11 protein-coding genes are annotated in these 14,975 nt (G+C 72.5%); 3 read left to right on the plus strand and 8 right to left on the minus strand.

Annotated features, from left to right (window positions below; all coding sequences use genetic code 11):
* Positions 1 to 176: 176 nt before the first annotated feature.
* Positions 177 to 1,127 (minus strand): 2-hydroxyacid dehydrogenase, encoded by a 951-nt coding sequence (locus B9S57_RS29605; protein WP_103760246.1) that lies wholly within the window; start codon positions 1,125 to 1,127, stop codon positions 177 to 179.
* A 129-nt stretch (positions 1,128 to 1,256) separates the two neighbouring features.
* Between B9S57_RS29605 and B9S57_RS29610 the strand changes: the two genes are divergently transcribed.
* From B9S57_RS29610 to B9S57_RS29620, 3 genes are all read left to right on the plus strand, one after another.
* Entirely contained in the window at positions 1,257 to 2,213 is a 957-nt protein-coding gene (locus tag B9S57_RS29610) for an aldo/keto reductase (protein ID WP_181011533.1), read from the plus strand.
* Between the two features lie 93 nt (positions 2,214 to 2,306).
* Positions 2,307 to 3,485 carry a sorbosone dehydrogenase family protein gene (locus B9S57_RS29615; RefSeq protein WP_103760248.1) on the plus strand — a complete coding sequence of 393 codons (1,179 nt, stop codon included), beginning with the start codon at positions 2,307 to 2,309 and terminating at the stop codon, positions 3,483 to 3,485.
* Between the two features lie 70 nt (positions 3,486 to 3,555).
* A complete protein-coding gene (locus B9S57_RS29620; protein WP_103760249.1) occupies positions 3,556 to 3,783 on the plus strand; it encodes a DUF6191 domain-containing protein in 228 nt (75 codons plus the stop codon).
* 165 nt (positions 3,784 to 3,948) lie between these two features.
* Here the strand turns inward: B9S57_RS29620 and B9S57_RS29625 are convergent, their stop codons facing one another.
* The 7 genes from B9S57_RS29625 to gatB form a co-directional block, all read right to left on the minus strand.
* Positions 3,949 to 7,038: a helix-turn-helix transcriptional regulator gene (locus tag B9S57_RS29625; RefSeq protein WP_103760250.1), complete on the minus strand. Its 3,090-nt coding sequence runs from the start codon at positions 7,036 to 7,038 to the stop codon at positions 3,949 to 3,951.
* A gap of 2 nt (positions 7,039 to 7,040) precedes the next feature.
* On the minus strand, positions 7,041 to 7,214 hold the full coding sequence (locus B9S57_RS34755) for a hypothetical protein (protein ID WP_181011526.1): 174 nt from the start codon (positions 7,212 to 7,214) through the stop codon (positions 7,041 to 7,043).
* A 181-nt stretch (positions 7,215 to 7,395) separates the two neighbouring features.
* On the minus strand, positions 7,396 to 8,070 hold the full coding sequence (locus B9S57_RS29630) for a hypothetical protein (protein WP_374935994.1): 675 nt from the start codon (positions 8,068 to 8,070) through the stop codon (positions 7,396 to 7,398).
* Between the two features lie 50 nt (positions 8,071 to 8,120).
* Positions 8,121 to 8,675 (minus strand): GNAT family N-acetyltransferase, encoded by a 555-nt coding sequence (locus tag B9S57_RS29635; RefSeq protein WP_103760252.1) that lies wholly within the window; start codon positions 8,673 to 8,675, stop codon positions 8,121 to 8,123.
* A 28-nt stretch (positions 8,676 to 8,703) separates the two neighbouring features.
* Positions 8,704 to 10,923 (minus strand): MMPL family transporter, encoded by a 2,220-nt coding sequence (locus tag B9S57_RS29640; RefSeq protein ID WP_103760253.1) that lies wholly within the window; start codon positions 10,921 to 10,923, stop codon positions 8,704 to 8,706.
* A 247-nt stretch (positions 10,924 to 11,170) separates the two neighbouring features.
* The gene (locus B9S57_RS29645) at positions 11,171 to 13,282 is read right to left on the minus strand and encodes a phosphocholine-specific phospholipase C (RefSeq protein WP_103760254.1); all 2,112 of its coding nucleotides are present in this window, start codon (positions 13,280 to 13,282) and stop codon (positions 11,171 to 11,173) included.
* Between the two features lie 180 nt (positions 13,283 to 13,462).
* A complete protein-coding gene (gene gatB / locus B9S57_RS29650) occupies positions 13,463 to 14,971 on the minus strand; it encodes an Asp-tRNA(Asn)/Glu-tRNA(Gln) amidotransferase subunit GatB (protein WP_103760255.1) in 1,509 nt (502 codons plus the stop codon).
* Between the last annotated feature and the right edge of the window lie 4 nt (positions 14,972 to 14,975).

Consider the following 14,975-nt stretch of genomic DNA (forward strand, 5'->3'; position numbering starts at 1 on the left):
ACATCGCCCGTCGCCCCCCTCGCGTTGCGCTTGCTCCCGGCGCCGCCCCTTCCACGACGCTGCCCTCTTGTGGACGATACACCAGAGTCGTCACTCAGGGACATAGCTTCTCTACTCTCCGTGACCACCTGGGGTGTTGGCGGGACGGGGAGCGGCCGAGCGGCTCCGGAGCGTGGTCAGCCGGTCGTGAGGACGAGGTTGGCGACCGGCTCTCCCGCGGCGAACCGGGTGAGCTGTCCGGCCAGCAGCCGCTTGGCCCGGGGCAGGAACGCGGAGGTGCTGCCTCCCACATGGGGTGTGATCAGTGTGCGGGGAGCATGCCAGAGCGGGTGGCCGGCGGGCAGGGGTTCGGGGTCGGTGACGTCCAGTGCGGCCCGCAGACGCCCGGACTCGAGTTCGGACAGCAGGGCCTCGGTGTCGACGACGGCGCCCCGTGCGACGTTCACGAGCAGGGCGTCGTCCCGCATCGCGGCGAGGAAGCCGGGGCCCACCAGCCCTTGTGTGGACGGGTTCAGCGGAGTCGACAGGATGACGATGTCGGCCTCGGGCAGCAGGGCCGGAAGCTCCTCGATCGCGTGTACGGGGCCGCGCTCGGTTGCCCGTGCCGAGCGCGCGACGCGCACCACCCGCGCGCACTCGAAGGGTTCGAGCCGGTCCTCGATGGCCGCGCCGATCGATCCGTAACCCACCACGAGGACGGACTTGTCGGCGAGCGCCGGGTAGAAGCCGGACCGCCACTCCTCCTTGTCCTGGCCGTGCACGAAGCCCGGGAACCCGCGGAGCGAGGCGAGGACCAGAGCCAGGGCGAGCTCGGCGGTCGAGGCCTCGTGCACCCCCTTGGCGTTGCACAGCCGCACCCCCGCGGGCAGCAGACCGAGCCCGGGCTCCACGTGGTCGATGCCGGCGGAGAGGGTCTGGACGACCTGGACCGCGTGCATCCCCTTCAGGGGACGGACCGCGACCTCCGGTCCCTTCATGTACGGGACGACGTAGAAGGCGCAGTCGGAGGGGTCCGCCGGGTACTCCCGGCCTCCGTCCCAGAAACGGTAGTTGAGACCCTCGGGGAGGCCGTCGACCTCATCGGCGGCGAACGGGAGCCATACGTCGGTGGTGGATGCAGAAGTCATGGTCAGGAGGCTATGCGAAGGCCCCGGGACCGCAGAGGTTACTTTGGGGTGCTGGGGCCCCGTGATCACGGGACCGAGGGAGGGTTCGGGGAGTTGGAGCGCAGGACTATCGGTGCGGCGGCGCTGTCCGTGGGCGCGGTCGGGCTGGGCTGTATGCCGATGAGCTGGGCCTACAACACGTCGCAGCAGCGCGGTGACCGCTCGGTGCGGACCGTGCACGCCGCGCTGGACGCGGGCGTCCGACTCCTCGACACCGCCGACATGTACGGACCGTTCACCAACGAGCTGCTCGTCGGGCGGGCGCTCAAGGGGCGCCGCTCCGAGGCCTTCCTCTCCACCAAGTGCGGTCTGCTGGTCGGCGATCAGCACATCGTGGCCAACGGCCGTCCGGGTTATGTACGCCGGGCCTGTGACGCCTCGCTGCGGCGCCTCCAGACCGACGTGATCGATCTCTACCAGCTGCACCGGGCGGATCCCGAGATTCCGGTGGAGGAGACCTGGGGCGCCATGGCTGATCTGGTGACCGCGGGCAAGGTGCGGTCGCTGGGGCTCTGCGCGGTGGGTGCCCGCGCCGGTCGCGGGCCGGGGGCGCGGATGCACGACGGGACCATCAGGCAACTGGAGCGGATGCAGCAGGTCTTCCCCGTCAGCGCGGTCGAGGCGGAGCTCTCCGTGTGGTCGCCCCAGGCTCTGGAGGACCTGCTGCCGTGGTGCGCGGCCCGGGGGGTGGGCGTGCTGGCGGCGATGCCGCTGGGCAGCGGTTATCTCACGGGGACCCTCAAGCCGGGCCAGGGCTTCGAACGGGACGATCCCCGGGCGAGGCACCCCCGCTTCACCGCGGAGATGATGGCGGCCAACCAGCCGGTGGTGGCGGGGCTCCGCAGGGTCGCGGAGCGGCACGGCGCCACACCGGCGCAGGTGGCCCTCGCCTGGGTCCTGCGGCAGGGGCGCCATGTGGTGCCCGTGCCCGGTGCGAAACGGGAGCGGTGGGCCGTGGAGAACGCGGGAGCGGCGGGGCTGGCGCTCACCGACCGGGATCTGGCCGAGATCGCCGCACTCCCGCCGGCCCGCGGGTCGTGGGACTGACCGCCCGGCGGGAGAATGGGCGGAGACCGGGAACCCGCGACGGAGCTGCGGTGTAGGAACAGTAGTGGTGCGACCGTCGAAAGGATCGGTGCTGTGCGAACTCCCGCTCTGCGCAAGGGGGTGGTGGCCCTGCTCGCCTCGGCCTCCCTCCTGCTGTCCGCCTGCTCGTCCGGCGACGGCCCGGCGGCCGGCGGGCGCGCCTCCTCGTCCGCGGGCGCCGCATCGGCTCCCCCGGCCTCGGCGAGCCCCTCGGCGGACCTGCCGCCGGCCAAGGGCTCCGTCGAGGTGGTGAAGACCCTGACCGAGGGGCTCGCCTCTCCCTGGGGTCTCGCGGCCCTGCCCGGGGGCGACCTGCTGGTCTCCTCGCGTGACGAGGCGACCATCACCCGGATCGACGGGGAGAGCGGCAAGAAGACCCTGCTGGGCTCGGTGCCGGGGGTCGCACCGGAGGGCGAGGGCGGTCTGCTCGGCCTCGCCGTCGCCCCGACCTACGGCGCGGACCATCTGGTCTACGCCTACTTCACCACCGAGTCGGACAACCGCATCGTCCGCCTCCAGTACGACGAGAAGAAGCCTGCCGGCCAGCAGTTGGGTGCCCCGGACACCATCCTGCGGGGCATTCCCAAGGGGGCCGTCCACAACGGCGGGCGGATCGCGTTCGGACCCGACCGCATGCTGTACGCGGGCACGGGCGAGACGGGTGACACGGGTCTCGCCCAGGACACGTCGTCGCCTGCGGGCAAGATCCTCCGGATGACGCCCGACGGCGAGCCGGTGCACGGCAATCCCGAGGCCGACTCGCTGGTCTATTCGTACGGGCACCGCAATGTGCAGGGTCTGGCCTGGGACGGCCGCAAGCAGCTCTGGGCGGCGGAATTCGGCCAGAACACCTGGGACGAGCTCAATCGGATCGAGCCGGGCAGGAATTACGGCTGGCCCGACGTCGAGGGCAGGAAGGGGGAGTCCGGATTCGTCGACCCGGTCGCCCAGTGGAAGACCTCCGAGGCCTCACCCAGCGGCATCGCGTACGTCCAGGGGTCGATCTGGATGGCGGGGCTCGGGGGCGAGCGGCTCTGGCGCATCCCCCTGTCGGGCAAGGCCGACGGGGAACCTCTGGCGGCTCCCCAGGCGTTCCTGGAAGGGAAGTACGGCCGTCTGCGCACGGTGCTCGCCGCGGGCGGCGACATGCTGTGGCTGGTCACGAGCAACACGGACGGCCGCGGGAGTCCCACGTCGGGCGACGACCGGATCCTGCTGTTGAAGGTGCGGTAGTCGGCAGCCGGAGGTCCGCTCAGGTCCGGCCACCGGGTCCGGCAGGACGAAGTCGGAGGGAGCACAGCAGGTGTTCAACTTCTTCGAGGAGCTGTTCGCTCCGGGCCGTAAGCACACGGCCGAGGAGCAAAAGCGGCTGGAGCTGAGCCGGGTGGATCTGGGAGTCGGTGACCCCGCGCGGGGCCCGATAGACCTCACCTCGGGAAAGGTGACGGTCCACCGCCCGGCACCGGGGGCCGCGGAGGGCCGGCCCGGGGCGGGCGAGGAATCACGGGGACAGCTCCCTCCCGGCGCTTGAGGCACCTCCCGGATCCGCCACGCCACCGGGTCGGGCCCGGCAGGGCAGGTGGCTCAGCCGGTCCGGACGGGGCCCGGCGGGCATGGGCAGACGGCTCCACCGCTCGGGCCCGGGCCGGCGGGGCGTCTCACGCCGCTCTGCTCCGGACCGGTCCGGACGGGCGTCTCATGCGGCCACGTACAGCCGGAAGCGGTGCGCGAGCGCGGCGGCCTCTCCCCGGCTGGAGACGCCCAGCTTGGCGAGGATGTTGGAGACGTGCACGCTCGCCGTCTTCGGGGAGATGTAGAGCTCCTCCGCGATCCGGCGGTTGGTGTATCCCGCCGCGACCAGACGGTGCACCTCCTGCTCCCGTGACGTCAGCCCGAACGACTCGATCGCGTCCACCGCCGGGACCGGCTCGGCAGGCTGGTCGGCCTCGTGCCCGGCGGCGGCGTCCGGGGCGGCGAGCACGATCCGTGCGCGGCCGGCCAGCAGCTCGATGCTCTCCACGAGTGGCCGGGCGCCGAGCCGTAGCGCCACGGCGTGGGCCTCGCGGAGAAGTCCCGCCGCCGGTGTCCGGTCGCCCGAGGCGGTGAGGATCGCCTCCGCCTGGTGGTGGCGGATCTGGGCCAGTTCGTAGGGGCGCTGGAGCGGGGCGAAGGCCGTGGCGGCCCGGCACCAGTGGTCCGGGGTGTCCGCCCCTTCCGCCCGGGCCAGTTCCGCCTCGATCAGCAGCCCGTAGGCGGCCCAGACGGGCACCAGCATGGGCAGTGGCCTGAGGTGGCCGCGTATCCGCTCCAGGATCGCCGGCCGTCCTGGATCCGTGGCGGGCAGCCCGCGGGCGTCGGCCTCGATCGCGGCGGCGGCGTGGAGCAGCGGCAGGGAGTACCGCTGGGTTCCCGGCGGCAGCCCGATGTCGGACTGCGCCTCGAACGCGGCCCGCGCCTCGGAGAGCATGCCCTTGCGGGCCGCGAGGACCATGGAGTGCCGGACGGGGCAGATCAGGTGCTGCGGCTGCGGGTCGTGGCCGAGATGGCGTCGGTTCAGGGCCAGTTGCTCCTCGGCCTCCTCGAAGTTCCCGGTGGCCAGGGCCAGGTCGGTGCGGCGGGCGGCCACCAGGGCGTTCGACTTGCGGGACCGGGCCAGCGGGGCCGCGGCCTCCGCGGCGGCCCGGCTCTCCTTCCAGTACCCCAGCGAGTAGTACGACTGTGCCTGGTTGGCCCGTGTCCAGGCCTCGGACTCGGGGACCCCGTGGCTGTGGCAGATCCGGATGCCGTGGTCGGCGGCCGCCACCGCCTCCAGGGAGCGGCCGCAGGATTCGAGCGATGAGGGCAGGTTGACGGCGGCGCGGCTCATGACGCCCACCAGGTGCAGTTCCTCGGCACGGTCGCGGACGGCGTACATCTCGGCGACGCCCTCCTCGACGTCGCCCGCGTCGATGGTGAGCCAGCCCCGGGTGAGCCTGGCGTGCAGTTCGATGGACTCCTCGCCGACGAGCCGTGCGTACTCCACCGCCCGGTCGGCCGCCACGAGGGTCTCGGGCCCCGGCCGGTGCAGGGCGCCCCAGCTCGCGACGGCGGCGAGGACGTCGGCGTGCACCACGGACGGCCGCAGTCCCCGCACCAGGTCCTCGGCGGTGGCCAGTTCCTGCCGGCCGTCGCCCCGGGAGAGGCTCTGCATGAGGAGGGAGCGCTGCACCCAGAACCACGCCGCGCGCAGCGGGTCCCCGTCTCCGTCCAGGATGCGCAGGGCCTTCTTCGCTATGTGCAGGGCCCGTTCGCGGTCACCGCCGAAGCGGGCGGCCACCGTGGCCTCGGCCATCAGGTCGAGATAGCGCAGCGGGTCGCCCGGCTCGCAGCCGCAGCCCGGGTAGGCCTCGGCGTGGTCGAGGGGCCGCAGGGTGGCGCGCACCTCGTCGGGGACGTCGTCCCAGAGCTCCATGGCTCGTTCCAGCAGCCGGAGTTGCTCGTTGTACGCGTAACGCCGTCTGGCCTCAACGGCTGCCCGGAGCACGGCGGGCAGGGCTCTGACCGCGTCGTGCGCGGCGTACCAGTAGCTGGCGAGGCGTGCGGCGCGCTCGTCGGCGCGCACGAGCGAGGGGTCGGCCTCCAGCGCTTCGGCGTAGCGGCGGTTGAGGCGGGTTCGTTCGCCGGGGAGCAGGTCGTCACTGACGGCCTCGCGGACCAGGGAGTGCCGGAAGCGGTATCCGTCGGTGTCGGGGGCAGGCAGCAGCAGGTTGGCGCCGACGGCGGCCCGCAGCGCTTCGTCGAGGTCGTCCTCGGCGAGGCCGGCGACGGCGGCGAGGAGCGGGTGCTCGACCGTGGAGCCGCCTTCGGCGATGATCCGGGCGATGCGCTGGGCGTCGTCGGGAAGGGCCTCGACGCGTACGAGGAGGAGATCGCGCAGCGAGTCGGAGAGCCCGGAACTGTCGCCGCAGCACTCCACGCTCCGGGCGAGCTCCTCGACGAAGAAGGCGTTGCCGTCGGAGCGTTCGAAGATGTCGTCGACCAGGGAGGGGTCCGGGACCATGGCGAGGATCCCGGTGAGCTGCCGGCCGACCTCGGCGCGGCTGAAGCGGTCGATCTCGACCCGGCGGACGGTACGGAGGCGGTCCAGCTCGGCGAGGAGCGGGCGCAGGGGGTGGCGGCGGTGGACGTCGTCCGCGCGGTACGTGGCGATCACGACGAGCCTGCCGTTGCGCAGGGCGCGGAAGAGGTAGGCGAGCAGGTGCCGCGTGGAGGCGTCGGCCCAGTGCAGGTCCTCCAGGACGAGGACGACCGTCCGGGTCGCCGAGATGCGTTCCAGCAGCCGGGCCGCGAGTTCGAAGAGCCGGGCGGTGCCGTGTTCGTCGTTGGCCGCGCGGTCGGCCTCGCCCAGTTCGGGCAGCAGCCGGGCGAGCTCGCCCTCCTGCCCGGCCAGTGCCTCGGCCAGTTCGTCCGGCAGTGCGCGGCGCAGGGCCCGGAGCGCCGTGGCGAACGGGGCGTAGGGCAGGCCGTCGGCCCCGATCTCCACGCACCCGCCGACCGCGACGACGGCCTCGCGGCGGCGGGCCGCCGCGAGGAACTCCTCGACCAGCCGGGTCTTGCCGACGCCCGCCTCGCCGCCGAGGAGCATGGCCTGGGGCTCTCCGGCGGCGGCACGGGCGAGCGTGTCGGTGAGCGCGGCGAGCTCCCCGGTCCGGCCGACGAAGACGGGGCTGACGGTGTTGGTCTCCACGCCGCCGAGCATCGCATACGCGTACGACACCCCGGCCACCGTTTTACGCAGGACGTCCATCGTCACGCGGCGTGGACGAACCAGCTCCGGTTCTTTCCCACCTGCCCCTCGGTGTCGTCCCGTCCGGCACGGCGCAGGGCGCGGCGGGCGAGCACCGCCTGACGGACGGTGCGCCGCTCCTGGGCCAGGCGGATCAGCTCGGCGGAGGCGATCCGGTGGAGTTCGTACTCGTACATGGTGTTCTCCCTGATGAGAAACGAGAGTGGGGGCACGGCTTCTTGCCGTGCCCCCACTCTCGTCTGCCAGGGGGTGCCGCCACATCGGGCGTGTGCCGCATCTCGGCGGGTGGGGGTCCTTAGGCCCGGGTGGGGGATGCCTTAGGGCCTCTCGTCTGGATCATGCCGGGCTCGTGAGGCCTCAGCCTCCTGCGGCGGCGGACGGCATGGCGACGAAGAGGTCGAAGTACATGCCCACGGAGATCAGTACGCCGAGCACGCCGAGCGCGATGCCCGCGACGGCGACGGAGCGGACCCAGCCCGCCTGCGGGCGGAGCGAGGGGGTGCCGAAGGCCGGGCGGACCAGCACGAAGACGCCGACGATCAGCGCGAGCAGCGCGAAGAGCCCGTTGACGAGGGCCGTGCTGTGCCAGGCGTCACCGTAGATCTCGGAGATCTGCTGGGCGGCGCTGCCGCCGCCGGAGGTCTTGATCTGGCCGATCAGGGTCTCGCGCTCCGCGGCGACGCGGCCGGTCCACGCGCCCGAGAGCGAGACGATGCCGAGTCCTGCGGACACGAGGGCCGCGGCTCCGGTGCCGACCCCGGAGGCCGCCGCGGCCTCCGCCTCGGCGAAGGGGTCGGGCTCCAGGTCGGCCTCCAGGCCGTCCTCCGTGGCCGCGTCCTCCGCCGCCGCGTCCGTCGCGGCCACGTCCATCGCGGTCACGTCCGACGGCGTCACACCCGGTGCGACGCCGTCCGGCACGGCGTCCTCGGTGGGGCCGGCCTTCGTCGTCACGTCAGGTGCGGCGGCGGTCACGTCCGCCGCCTTCTTCTCCTCGGTGTCGCCAGTGGTCGGGGGGGTGGGGGAGGTCTTCATGCGCCGCACGCTAGGGGGCCCGGATGAGAACCTCCTTAACACTGCGCGCCTCAGCCCCGTGCGGTACGCCATTCGGGCGCCAGGACGGCCCAGATCTCCTCGTCGTGACGCGTGCCGCGGTACGGGTAGGCCTCGCGCAGGACGCCTTCGCGGGTCATGCCCAGCCGCTCGGCCACCGCGACGCTGCGCTTGTTGGCGGAGGAGGCGACCCACTCCACCCGGTGCATGCCGCGCACGTCGACGGCCCAGTCGATCAGGGCCCGGGACGCGCGGGTGACCAGGCCCCGGCCCTCCGCGGCGGCCTCCAGCCAGCAGCCGATCTCGCAGTTGCCGTTCTCCGCCTCGAATATCCGGAAGAGGACGCCGCCGACCAGGGTGCCGTCCAGCCAGATGCCGTGGAGCCGTCCGGTGTCGGCCGCCTGCTTGTCCGCGTACCGCTGGAGCAGCGCCCGTGCGGAGGCCAGGTCCGTGGCTGCGGCGGCGAACGGGATCCAGGGGTCGACCAGGGCGCGCGCCCGGTCCATGTGGGCGAGGAACTCCTCCGCCTGCCAGGGCTCCAGCGGGCGGAGCTCCGCCCCGTCCTCGCCCAGTGACACCGTGAACACAGTGGCTCTCCTCGGTCCTCGTGATGCCTCAGCGAACGCGCTGCTCGGCCGGCCGGCCGGCGTCGTCGGCGCGCTCCCCCGGAATCTTCGCACGCGGTGCGGTGCGGTCCGGCAGCTCGATGCTGATGCGGGGGAGCAGCCTGTCCAGCCGCGCCGGCAGCCACCAGTTCGCGCCGCCGAGCAGGTGCATCAGGGCCGGCACGAGCAGGGTGCGCAGGACGAAGGCGTCGAGTGCGACGGCGGCGGCCAGCGCGATGCCGAACATCGCTATGACACGGTCGCCGCTGAGCACGAAGGCGAGGAAGACCGAGATCATGATCACCGCGGCCGAGTTGATCACCCGGCCGGTCTCGGTGAGCCCCACCCGCACGGACCGGCGGTTGTCCCCGGTCTCCAGCCACTCCTCGTACATCCGGCCGACGAGGAAGACCTGGTAGTCCATCGACAGCCCGAAGAGCACCGAGACCATGATCACGGGAAGGAAGGGCTCGACGGGCCCCGCACTGCCGAGCCCCAGGAGCTCGCTCCCCCAGCCCCACTGGAAGACCGCGACGACGACGCCGAAGGAGGCGGCGACCGCGGCCACGTTCATCACGGCGGCCTTGAGGGGAACGGCGAGAGAGCGGAACGCCAGCAGCAGGAGCAGGCAGCCGAGCGCGACGACCACCCCGACGAAGAGCGGCAGCTTGCCGATGATGATCTCCGCGAAGTCGTCGTAGCTCGCCGTCACCCCGCCCACGTGGATCCGGAGCGAGGTGGTGTCCCCCACGGGCGGCAGGACGTCCTGCCGCAGCCGGTCGACGAGGTCGCTGGTCCGCTGCGACTGCGGCGCGGACTCCGGGACGACGGTGATGAACCCGGTGTCGCCGCTGCCGTTGTACGTCACCGGAGTCACCGACGCGACGCCGTCGGTACCCCGCAGCACGGAGGGCAGGCCGTCCAGGGCGAGCCGGTCGTCCGCACCGTCCAGGTGGGCGGCCACCGTCAGGGGTCCGTTGACGCCGGGCCCGAAGCCGTCGGCCAGGAGGTCGTACGCCTGCCGGGTGGTCGTCCCGGCGGGACTGTTGCCCTGGTCGGACGTGCCCAGGTGCAGGGAGAGGGTGGGCACCGCGAGCAGGGCCATGACGGCGGCGGCCGCCGCGCCGAGCAGGCGCGGGTGCCGCTCGACGAAGGCCGACCAGCGGGCCGCGAAGCCGGTCGTGCGGTCCCGCTGCGGACCGTGCTCGGCGAGCCGCCGGCGTTCACGCCGGCTCAGGGCCCTCATGCCTATGAAGGAGAGGAGTGCGGGCAGCAGGGTCACCGAGGCGGCGACGGTCAGCACCACGGTGAGGCAGGCGGCGATCGCCACCCCGTCGAGGAAGCCGAGCCGCAGGACCAGCATGCCCAGCAGCGCGACGCAGACGGTGGCTCCGGCGAAGACGACGGCACGCCCGGTCGTCGCGACGGCGTTCTGCGCCGCTTCGGCGACGGACAGGCCGCGCCGGAGTCCCCGGCGGTGCCGGGTGACGATGAAGAGGGCGTAGTCGATGCCGACGCCGAGCCCGACGAGCATGCCCAGCATCGGCGCGAAGTCGGCGACGGTCATGACGTGTCCGAGGAGCACGATACCGGCGTAGGCCGTACCGACGGAGACGAGGGCGGTGGCGACGGGCAGCAGGCTGGCGGCGAGCGAACCGAAGGCGAGGAAGAGGACGGCCCCGGCGACGACCACTCCGACGGCCTCGCTGAGATGGACGGAGGGCGCTTCGGTCAGCGCGGCGGCGGTACCGCCGGTCTCGACCTGGAGCCCGTCGCCCGCCGCGGCCCGGGCGGTGTCGACCAGGGCCCGCGCCTGCTCCGGCGGGATCTCGCCGGCCCGGTGGGTGAAGGTGACCGTGGCGTAGGCGGTCCTCCCGTCCGCGCTGATCTGTCCCTGGGCCGATGTCCCGTAGGGGCCGGCGACGTCGCCGACCCCGGGCAGCGCGCCGATCGTGTGCAGTGTCCTGGTCATCGTCCGCTCGACTCCGGCGTCGCGGACGGTGGAGCCGGGGGTGTGCCAGACGACCGTGCCGGTGTCGCCGCCGAGGTCCTTGAACCCTGCCTGGAGGAGTTCTCCCGCGCGGCCCGACTCGGTGCCCGGTACCTCGTAGTCGTTGGAGTACGCGGAGCCCGCGAACCCCGCCGCGGCGGCCGCGCCCCCGAGGGCGCACAGCCAGATGAGGACGGCGGCGAGGCGGTGCCTGAGACACCAGCGTGCGATGGCGGCCAACGGAGGCGCTCCTGAGGGTTCGTGGAGATTTATCCGAAGTTCATGGGACAACTCATGGAAAACCTCACATGACCTGAGAACAGTCACTCTGACAGCCAACCGTGATCCTGGGCCTCATTCGTGTCCAGGGTCACACCATTGCTCCGCTCACGTGCGGCCGCACCCCGGCCCCCGGAGGCCGCCGTCGCCGTGCCCTCGCGGAGCGGCACGTCCGGCCGGACGTGCCGCTCCGCGAGGAGTCGCCCGCTCAGCCGGTGACGCTCGCCCTGCCGTTCTCGATGTGCCCCATCAGCCGGCGCCGGAAGGAGCCCTCGCCGTCGGCCGTCACCAGGAGGTCGTACCAGCCGTGGGCGTCGGCCGCGGAGTGCACGAGGGTGCGGCTGCGCCCGGGCTTGACCCTGACCGTGCGGCTCCAGTCCCGCAGGTCGTCCTCGTCGACGTAGCCGAGCGGCCTGACGGTGTAGGTCAGTGTCCGCCGGCCGTTGTTGCGCAGTGTGAGGTGCAGGTCGCGCTCGCGGGCGTCGATGCGGGAGGCCACCTCGGCGATGCCGTCGGCCGGCCCTTCGAACTCCCGCCGGAAGCCGTTCGGGCCGGTGACCGTGAAGCGGTACCCCTCACCCGTCAGGGGCACCGTCCAGCGACCGGTGCTGCCGACGTCCTGGTGCTGCGGGGCCGGGAACTCCTGCGCGTAGGGGTAGAGCGCGAAGTGCGCGGAGGACCTGCCGGTGTTGCTGAGGGCCACCCGCAGCTCCCCGCCCACCCGCCTCGCCTCCGCGTCGGGCTGGTACGGCAGGGGCCTGGCCGGGCGGCTGCCCGGCTCCTGGACGGGCATGCGCTGGACGGCCGGGGGCCTCGGCTGCCAGCGTCCGCCGAACGGCGGAATCGCGGCGGGACGCTCCGACTCCGGCTGCCGCCGGGCGCGGGTGAAGTCGAAGGCGGAGGTGAGGTCGCCGGTGACCTGGCGGCGCCAGTCGCCGATGTTGGGCTCCTTCACCCCCGTCCAGCGCTCCAGGAGGCGGATCACGGAGGTGTGGTCGAAGACCTCGGAGCAGACGTGGCCGCCGACCGTCCAGGGCGAGACGACCAGGAGCGGCACCCGCACCCCGAGCCCCGTCGGTCTGCCTTCCCACTGCTCCTCGGTCACCTCGGCGGGGGCGACGGGCGGCGGCACGTGGTCGAAGAAGCCGTCGTTCTCGTCGTAGGTGATGAGGACGACCGTGCGCCGCCAGACGTCGGGGTTCCGGCCGAGCGCGTCCAGGATCTTGTAGACGATCGTCGCGCTGTGCACCGGCGAGGAGACGCTCGGATGCTCCGAGTCCACGGCCGACGGGACCAGGTAGGAGACCTCGGGCAGTGTCCCCTCCGCCACGTCCTGGGCGAAAGCGTCGGCGAGCGTTCCCGTCCCGACCCGGCGGAGCCCCCGCTCGAAGAGGCTGCGCTCGGCCGGCGTCAGGGCGGCGACGCCTTCGTCGAGCAGGGCGAGCAGCCGCTCGCGCTCGTCCGCCTCCTGGGCGTCGCGCACCGCCGCGTAGAAGGACTCCATGTAGGTGTGCCCGCCGGTGTTCACCAGCGCCTTGCGGGCGAGTGCCTTGAAGGTGGTGAAGAACTCGATCTGGTTGTCGGTGAAGTTCTCCCACTCGGTGTACGTCTTCCAGCTCCGCCCGGCCTTCTCCAGCCGTTCGGCGTAGGTGCCCCAGCCGTATCCGGGGTGGGTGCCCTCGTCGTAGGCGTCGTTGCCCACGGCCCGCCTGCCGTCCGCCTCGTCACCCGTCCTCCCGCTCCACAGGTGGTTGCGGTTCGGGCTGGTGGAGGTGTGGATCGAGGAGTGGTAGGCGTCGCAGACGGTGAAGGTGTCGGCGAGCTCGTAGTGCAGCGGGATGTCCCGGCGGTCGTAGTAGGCCATGGTCGCGGCCGACTTCGCGGTGATCCAGCCGTTCATCCAGCCGCCGGCCCAGGCCTTGGCGCCGCCGCTCCAGGAGTGGTCGAGGGCACCGATGTACTGCAGGTCCTTCTGCTGGGCCTCGGCGGCCCCGCGTACGGGGAAGGGCAGGACGGTGGTCCCCGCCGGCCCGGGCTGCTCGAAGACGGGCGTACCGGAGGGGAGTTCGATCGCATTGCGGTCGGCGAAGCCGCGCACCCCGCGCAGCGTCCCGAAGTAGTGGTCGAAGGAACGGTTCTCCTGCATGAGGATCACCACATGCTCGACGGCGTCCAGCCCGTCACCAGCGGCTTTCCCGCCGACGGGCTGCGCGGCGATGGCCGCCTGGAGCGATGGCGGCAGGAACGATCCCGCCGCTGCGGCGCCGAGCGCACCGCCGCCGAGCGCGAAGAGCCGCCGTCGTGACATGTCCGTGGTCAAGTGAGCCTCCCGATTCCGTATCTACGGCGGGAAACTAGTCAGGCCGGATGGCTGCGGGAAGACCGCGGCGGGGCCTGGCGGTGAACGTCCGCACCGGTGCGGCGCCGCCGGCCGGCGCGGGACGCGAAAGGGGCGGTGCACCCGGTCAACGGGTGCACCGCCCCTCGGACGTGCCGGGGATCAGCCCTCGACGCCGAGCTTCTCCAGGATCAGCTCGCGCACACGCGCCGCGTCCGCCTGGCCTCGGGTGGCCTTCATGACCGCGCCGACGAGCGCACCGGCCGCGGCGACCTTGCCCCCGCGGATCTTGTCGGCGATCGCCGCGTTGCCCGCGATGGCCTCGTCGACGGCCGTGGACAGCGCGCCCTCGTCCGAGACGACCTTCAGGCCGCGCTTCTCGACGACGGTGTCCGGGTCGCCCTCGCCCGCGAGGACGCCCTCGAGGACCTGGCGCGCCAGCTTGTCGTTGAGGTCGCCGGAGGCGACGAGCTCCGCCACCCGGGCGACCTGCACCGGGGTGACCGGCAGCTCGTCCAGGCTGCGGCCGGTCTCGTTGGCGTTACGGGCGAGCTCGCCCATCCACCACTTGCGGGCCTGGTCGGAGGGGGCACCCGCGTCCGACGTGGCGACGATCAGGTCGACCGCGCCGGCGTTGAGGATGGACTGCATGTCGTGCTCGCTGACACCCCACTCCTCCTTCAGCCGCTTGCGGCGCAGCCGGGGCAGCTCGGGGAGCCCCTTGCGGAGCTCCTCGACCCAGTCGCGGGCAGGGGCCACCGGCACCAGGTCCGGCTCGGGGAAGTAGCGGTAGTCCTCGGCGTTGTCCTTGATGCGGCCGGCCGTGGTGGAGCCGTCCTCCTCGTGGAAGTGCCGGGTCTCCTGCACGATCGTCCCGCCGGAGTTCAGCACCGCGGCGTGGCGCTGGATCTCGAAGCGCGCGGCCCGCTCGACCGAGCGCAGCGAGTTGACGTTCTTCGTCTCGGAGCGGGTACCGAACGCCTCACGGCCGTGCGGACGCAGCGACAGGTTGACGTCGCAGCGCATCTGGCCCATCTCCATCCGGGCCTCCGAGACGCCGAGCGCCTTGATGAGCTCGCGGAGCTCGGCGACGTACGCCTTGGCGACCTCGGGGGCGCGGGCGCCCGCTCCCTCGATCGGCTTGGTGACGATCTCGATGAGCGGGATGCCCGCGCGGTTGTAGTCGAGCAGCGAGTGGGAGGCGCCGTGGATGCGGCCGGTGGCACCGCCGACGTGCGTCGACTTGCCGGTGTCCTCCTCCATGTGCGCGCGCTCGATCTGCACGCGGAAGATCTCGCCGTCCTCCAGCTGGACGTCCAGATAGCCGTCGAAGGCGATCGGCTCGTCGTACTGGGAGGTCTGGAAGTTCTTCGGCATGTCCGGATAAAAGTAGTTCTTCCGGGCGAAGCGGCACCACTCGGCGATCTCGCAGTTCAGCGCGAGCCCGATCTTGATGGCGGACTCGACGCCGATCTCGTTGACGACCGGGAGCGCGCCCGGCAGTCCGAGGCAGACCGGGCAGGTCTGCGAGTTGGCGTCCTGCTTGAGCTCGGTGGAGCAGCCGCAGAACATCTTGGTCTTGGTGCCCAGCTCGACATGGACCTCGAGGCCCATGACGGGGTCGTACGTCGCGAGGGCGTCCTCGTACGACTCCAGGTCAATGACAGTCACGGTG

Origin of the sequence: Streptomyces sp. SM10, from assembly GCF_002910915.1 — a bacterium.
In the GTDB taxonomy this organism is placed as follows: Bacteria; Actinomycetota; Actinomycetes; order Streptomycetales; family Streptomycetaceae; genus Streptomyces.

What these genes read in the sequence shown, in the direction of transcription:
- B9S57_RS29625 (WP_103760250.1), bottom strand. Translation starts at nt 7,038, where the DNA reads ATGGACGTCCTGCGTAAAACGGTGGCCGGGGTGTCGTACGCGTATGCG.
- B9S57_RS29630 (WP_374935994.1), bottom strand. Translation starts at nt 8,070, where the DNA reads ATGAAGACCTCCCCCACCCCCCCGACCACTGGCGACACCGAGGAGAAG.
- B9S57_RS34755 (WP_181011526.1), bottom strand. Translation starts at nt 7,214, where the DNA reads ATGTACGAGTACGAACTCCACCGGATCGCCTCCGCCGAGCTGATCCGC.
- B9S57_RS29605 (WP_103760246.1), bottom strand. Translation starts at nt 1,127, where the DNA reads ATGACTTCTGCATCCACCACCGACGTATGGCTCCCGTTCGCCGCCGAT.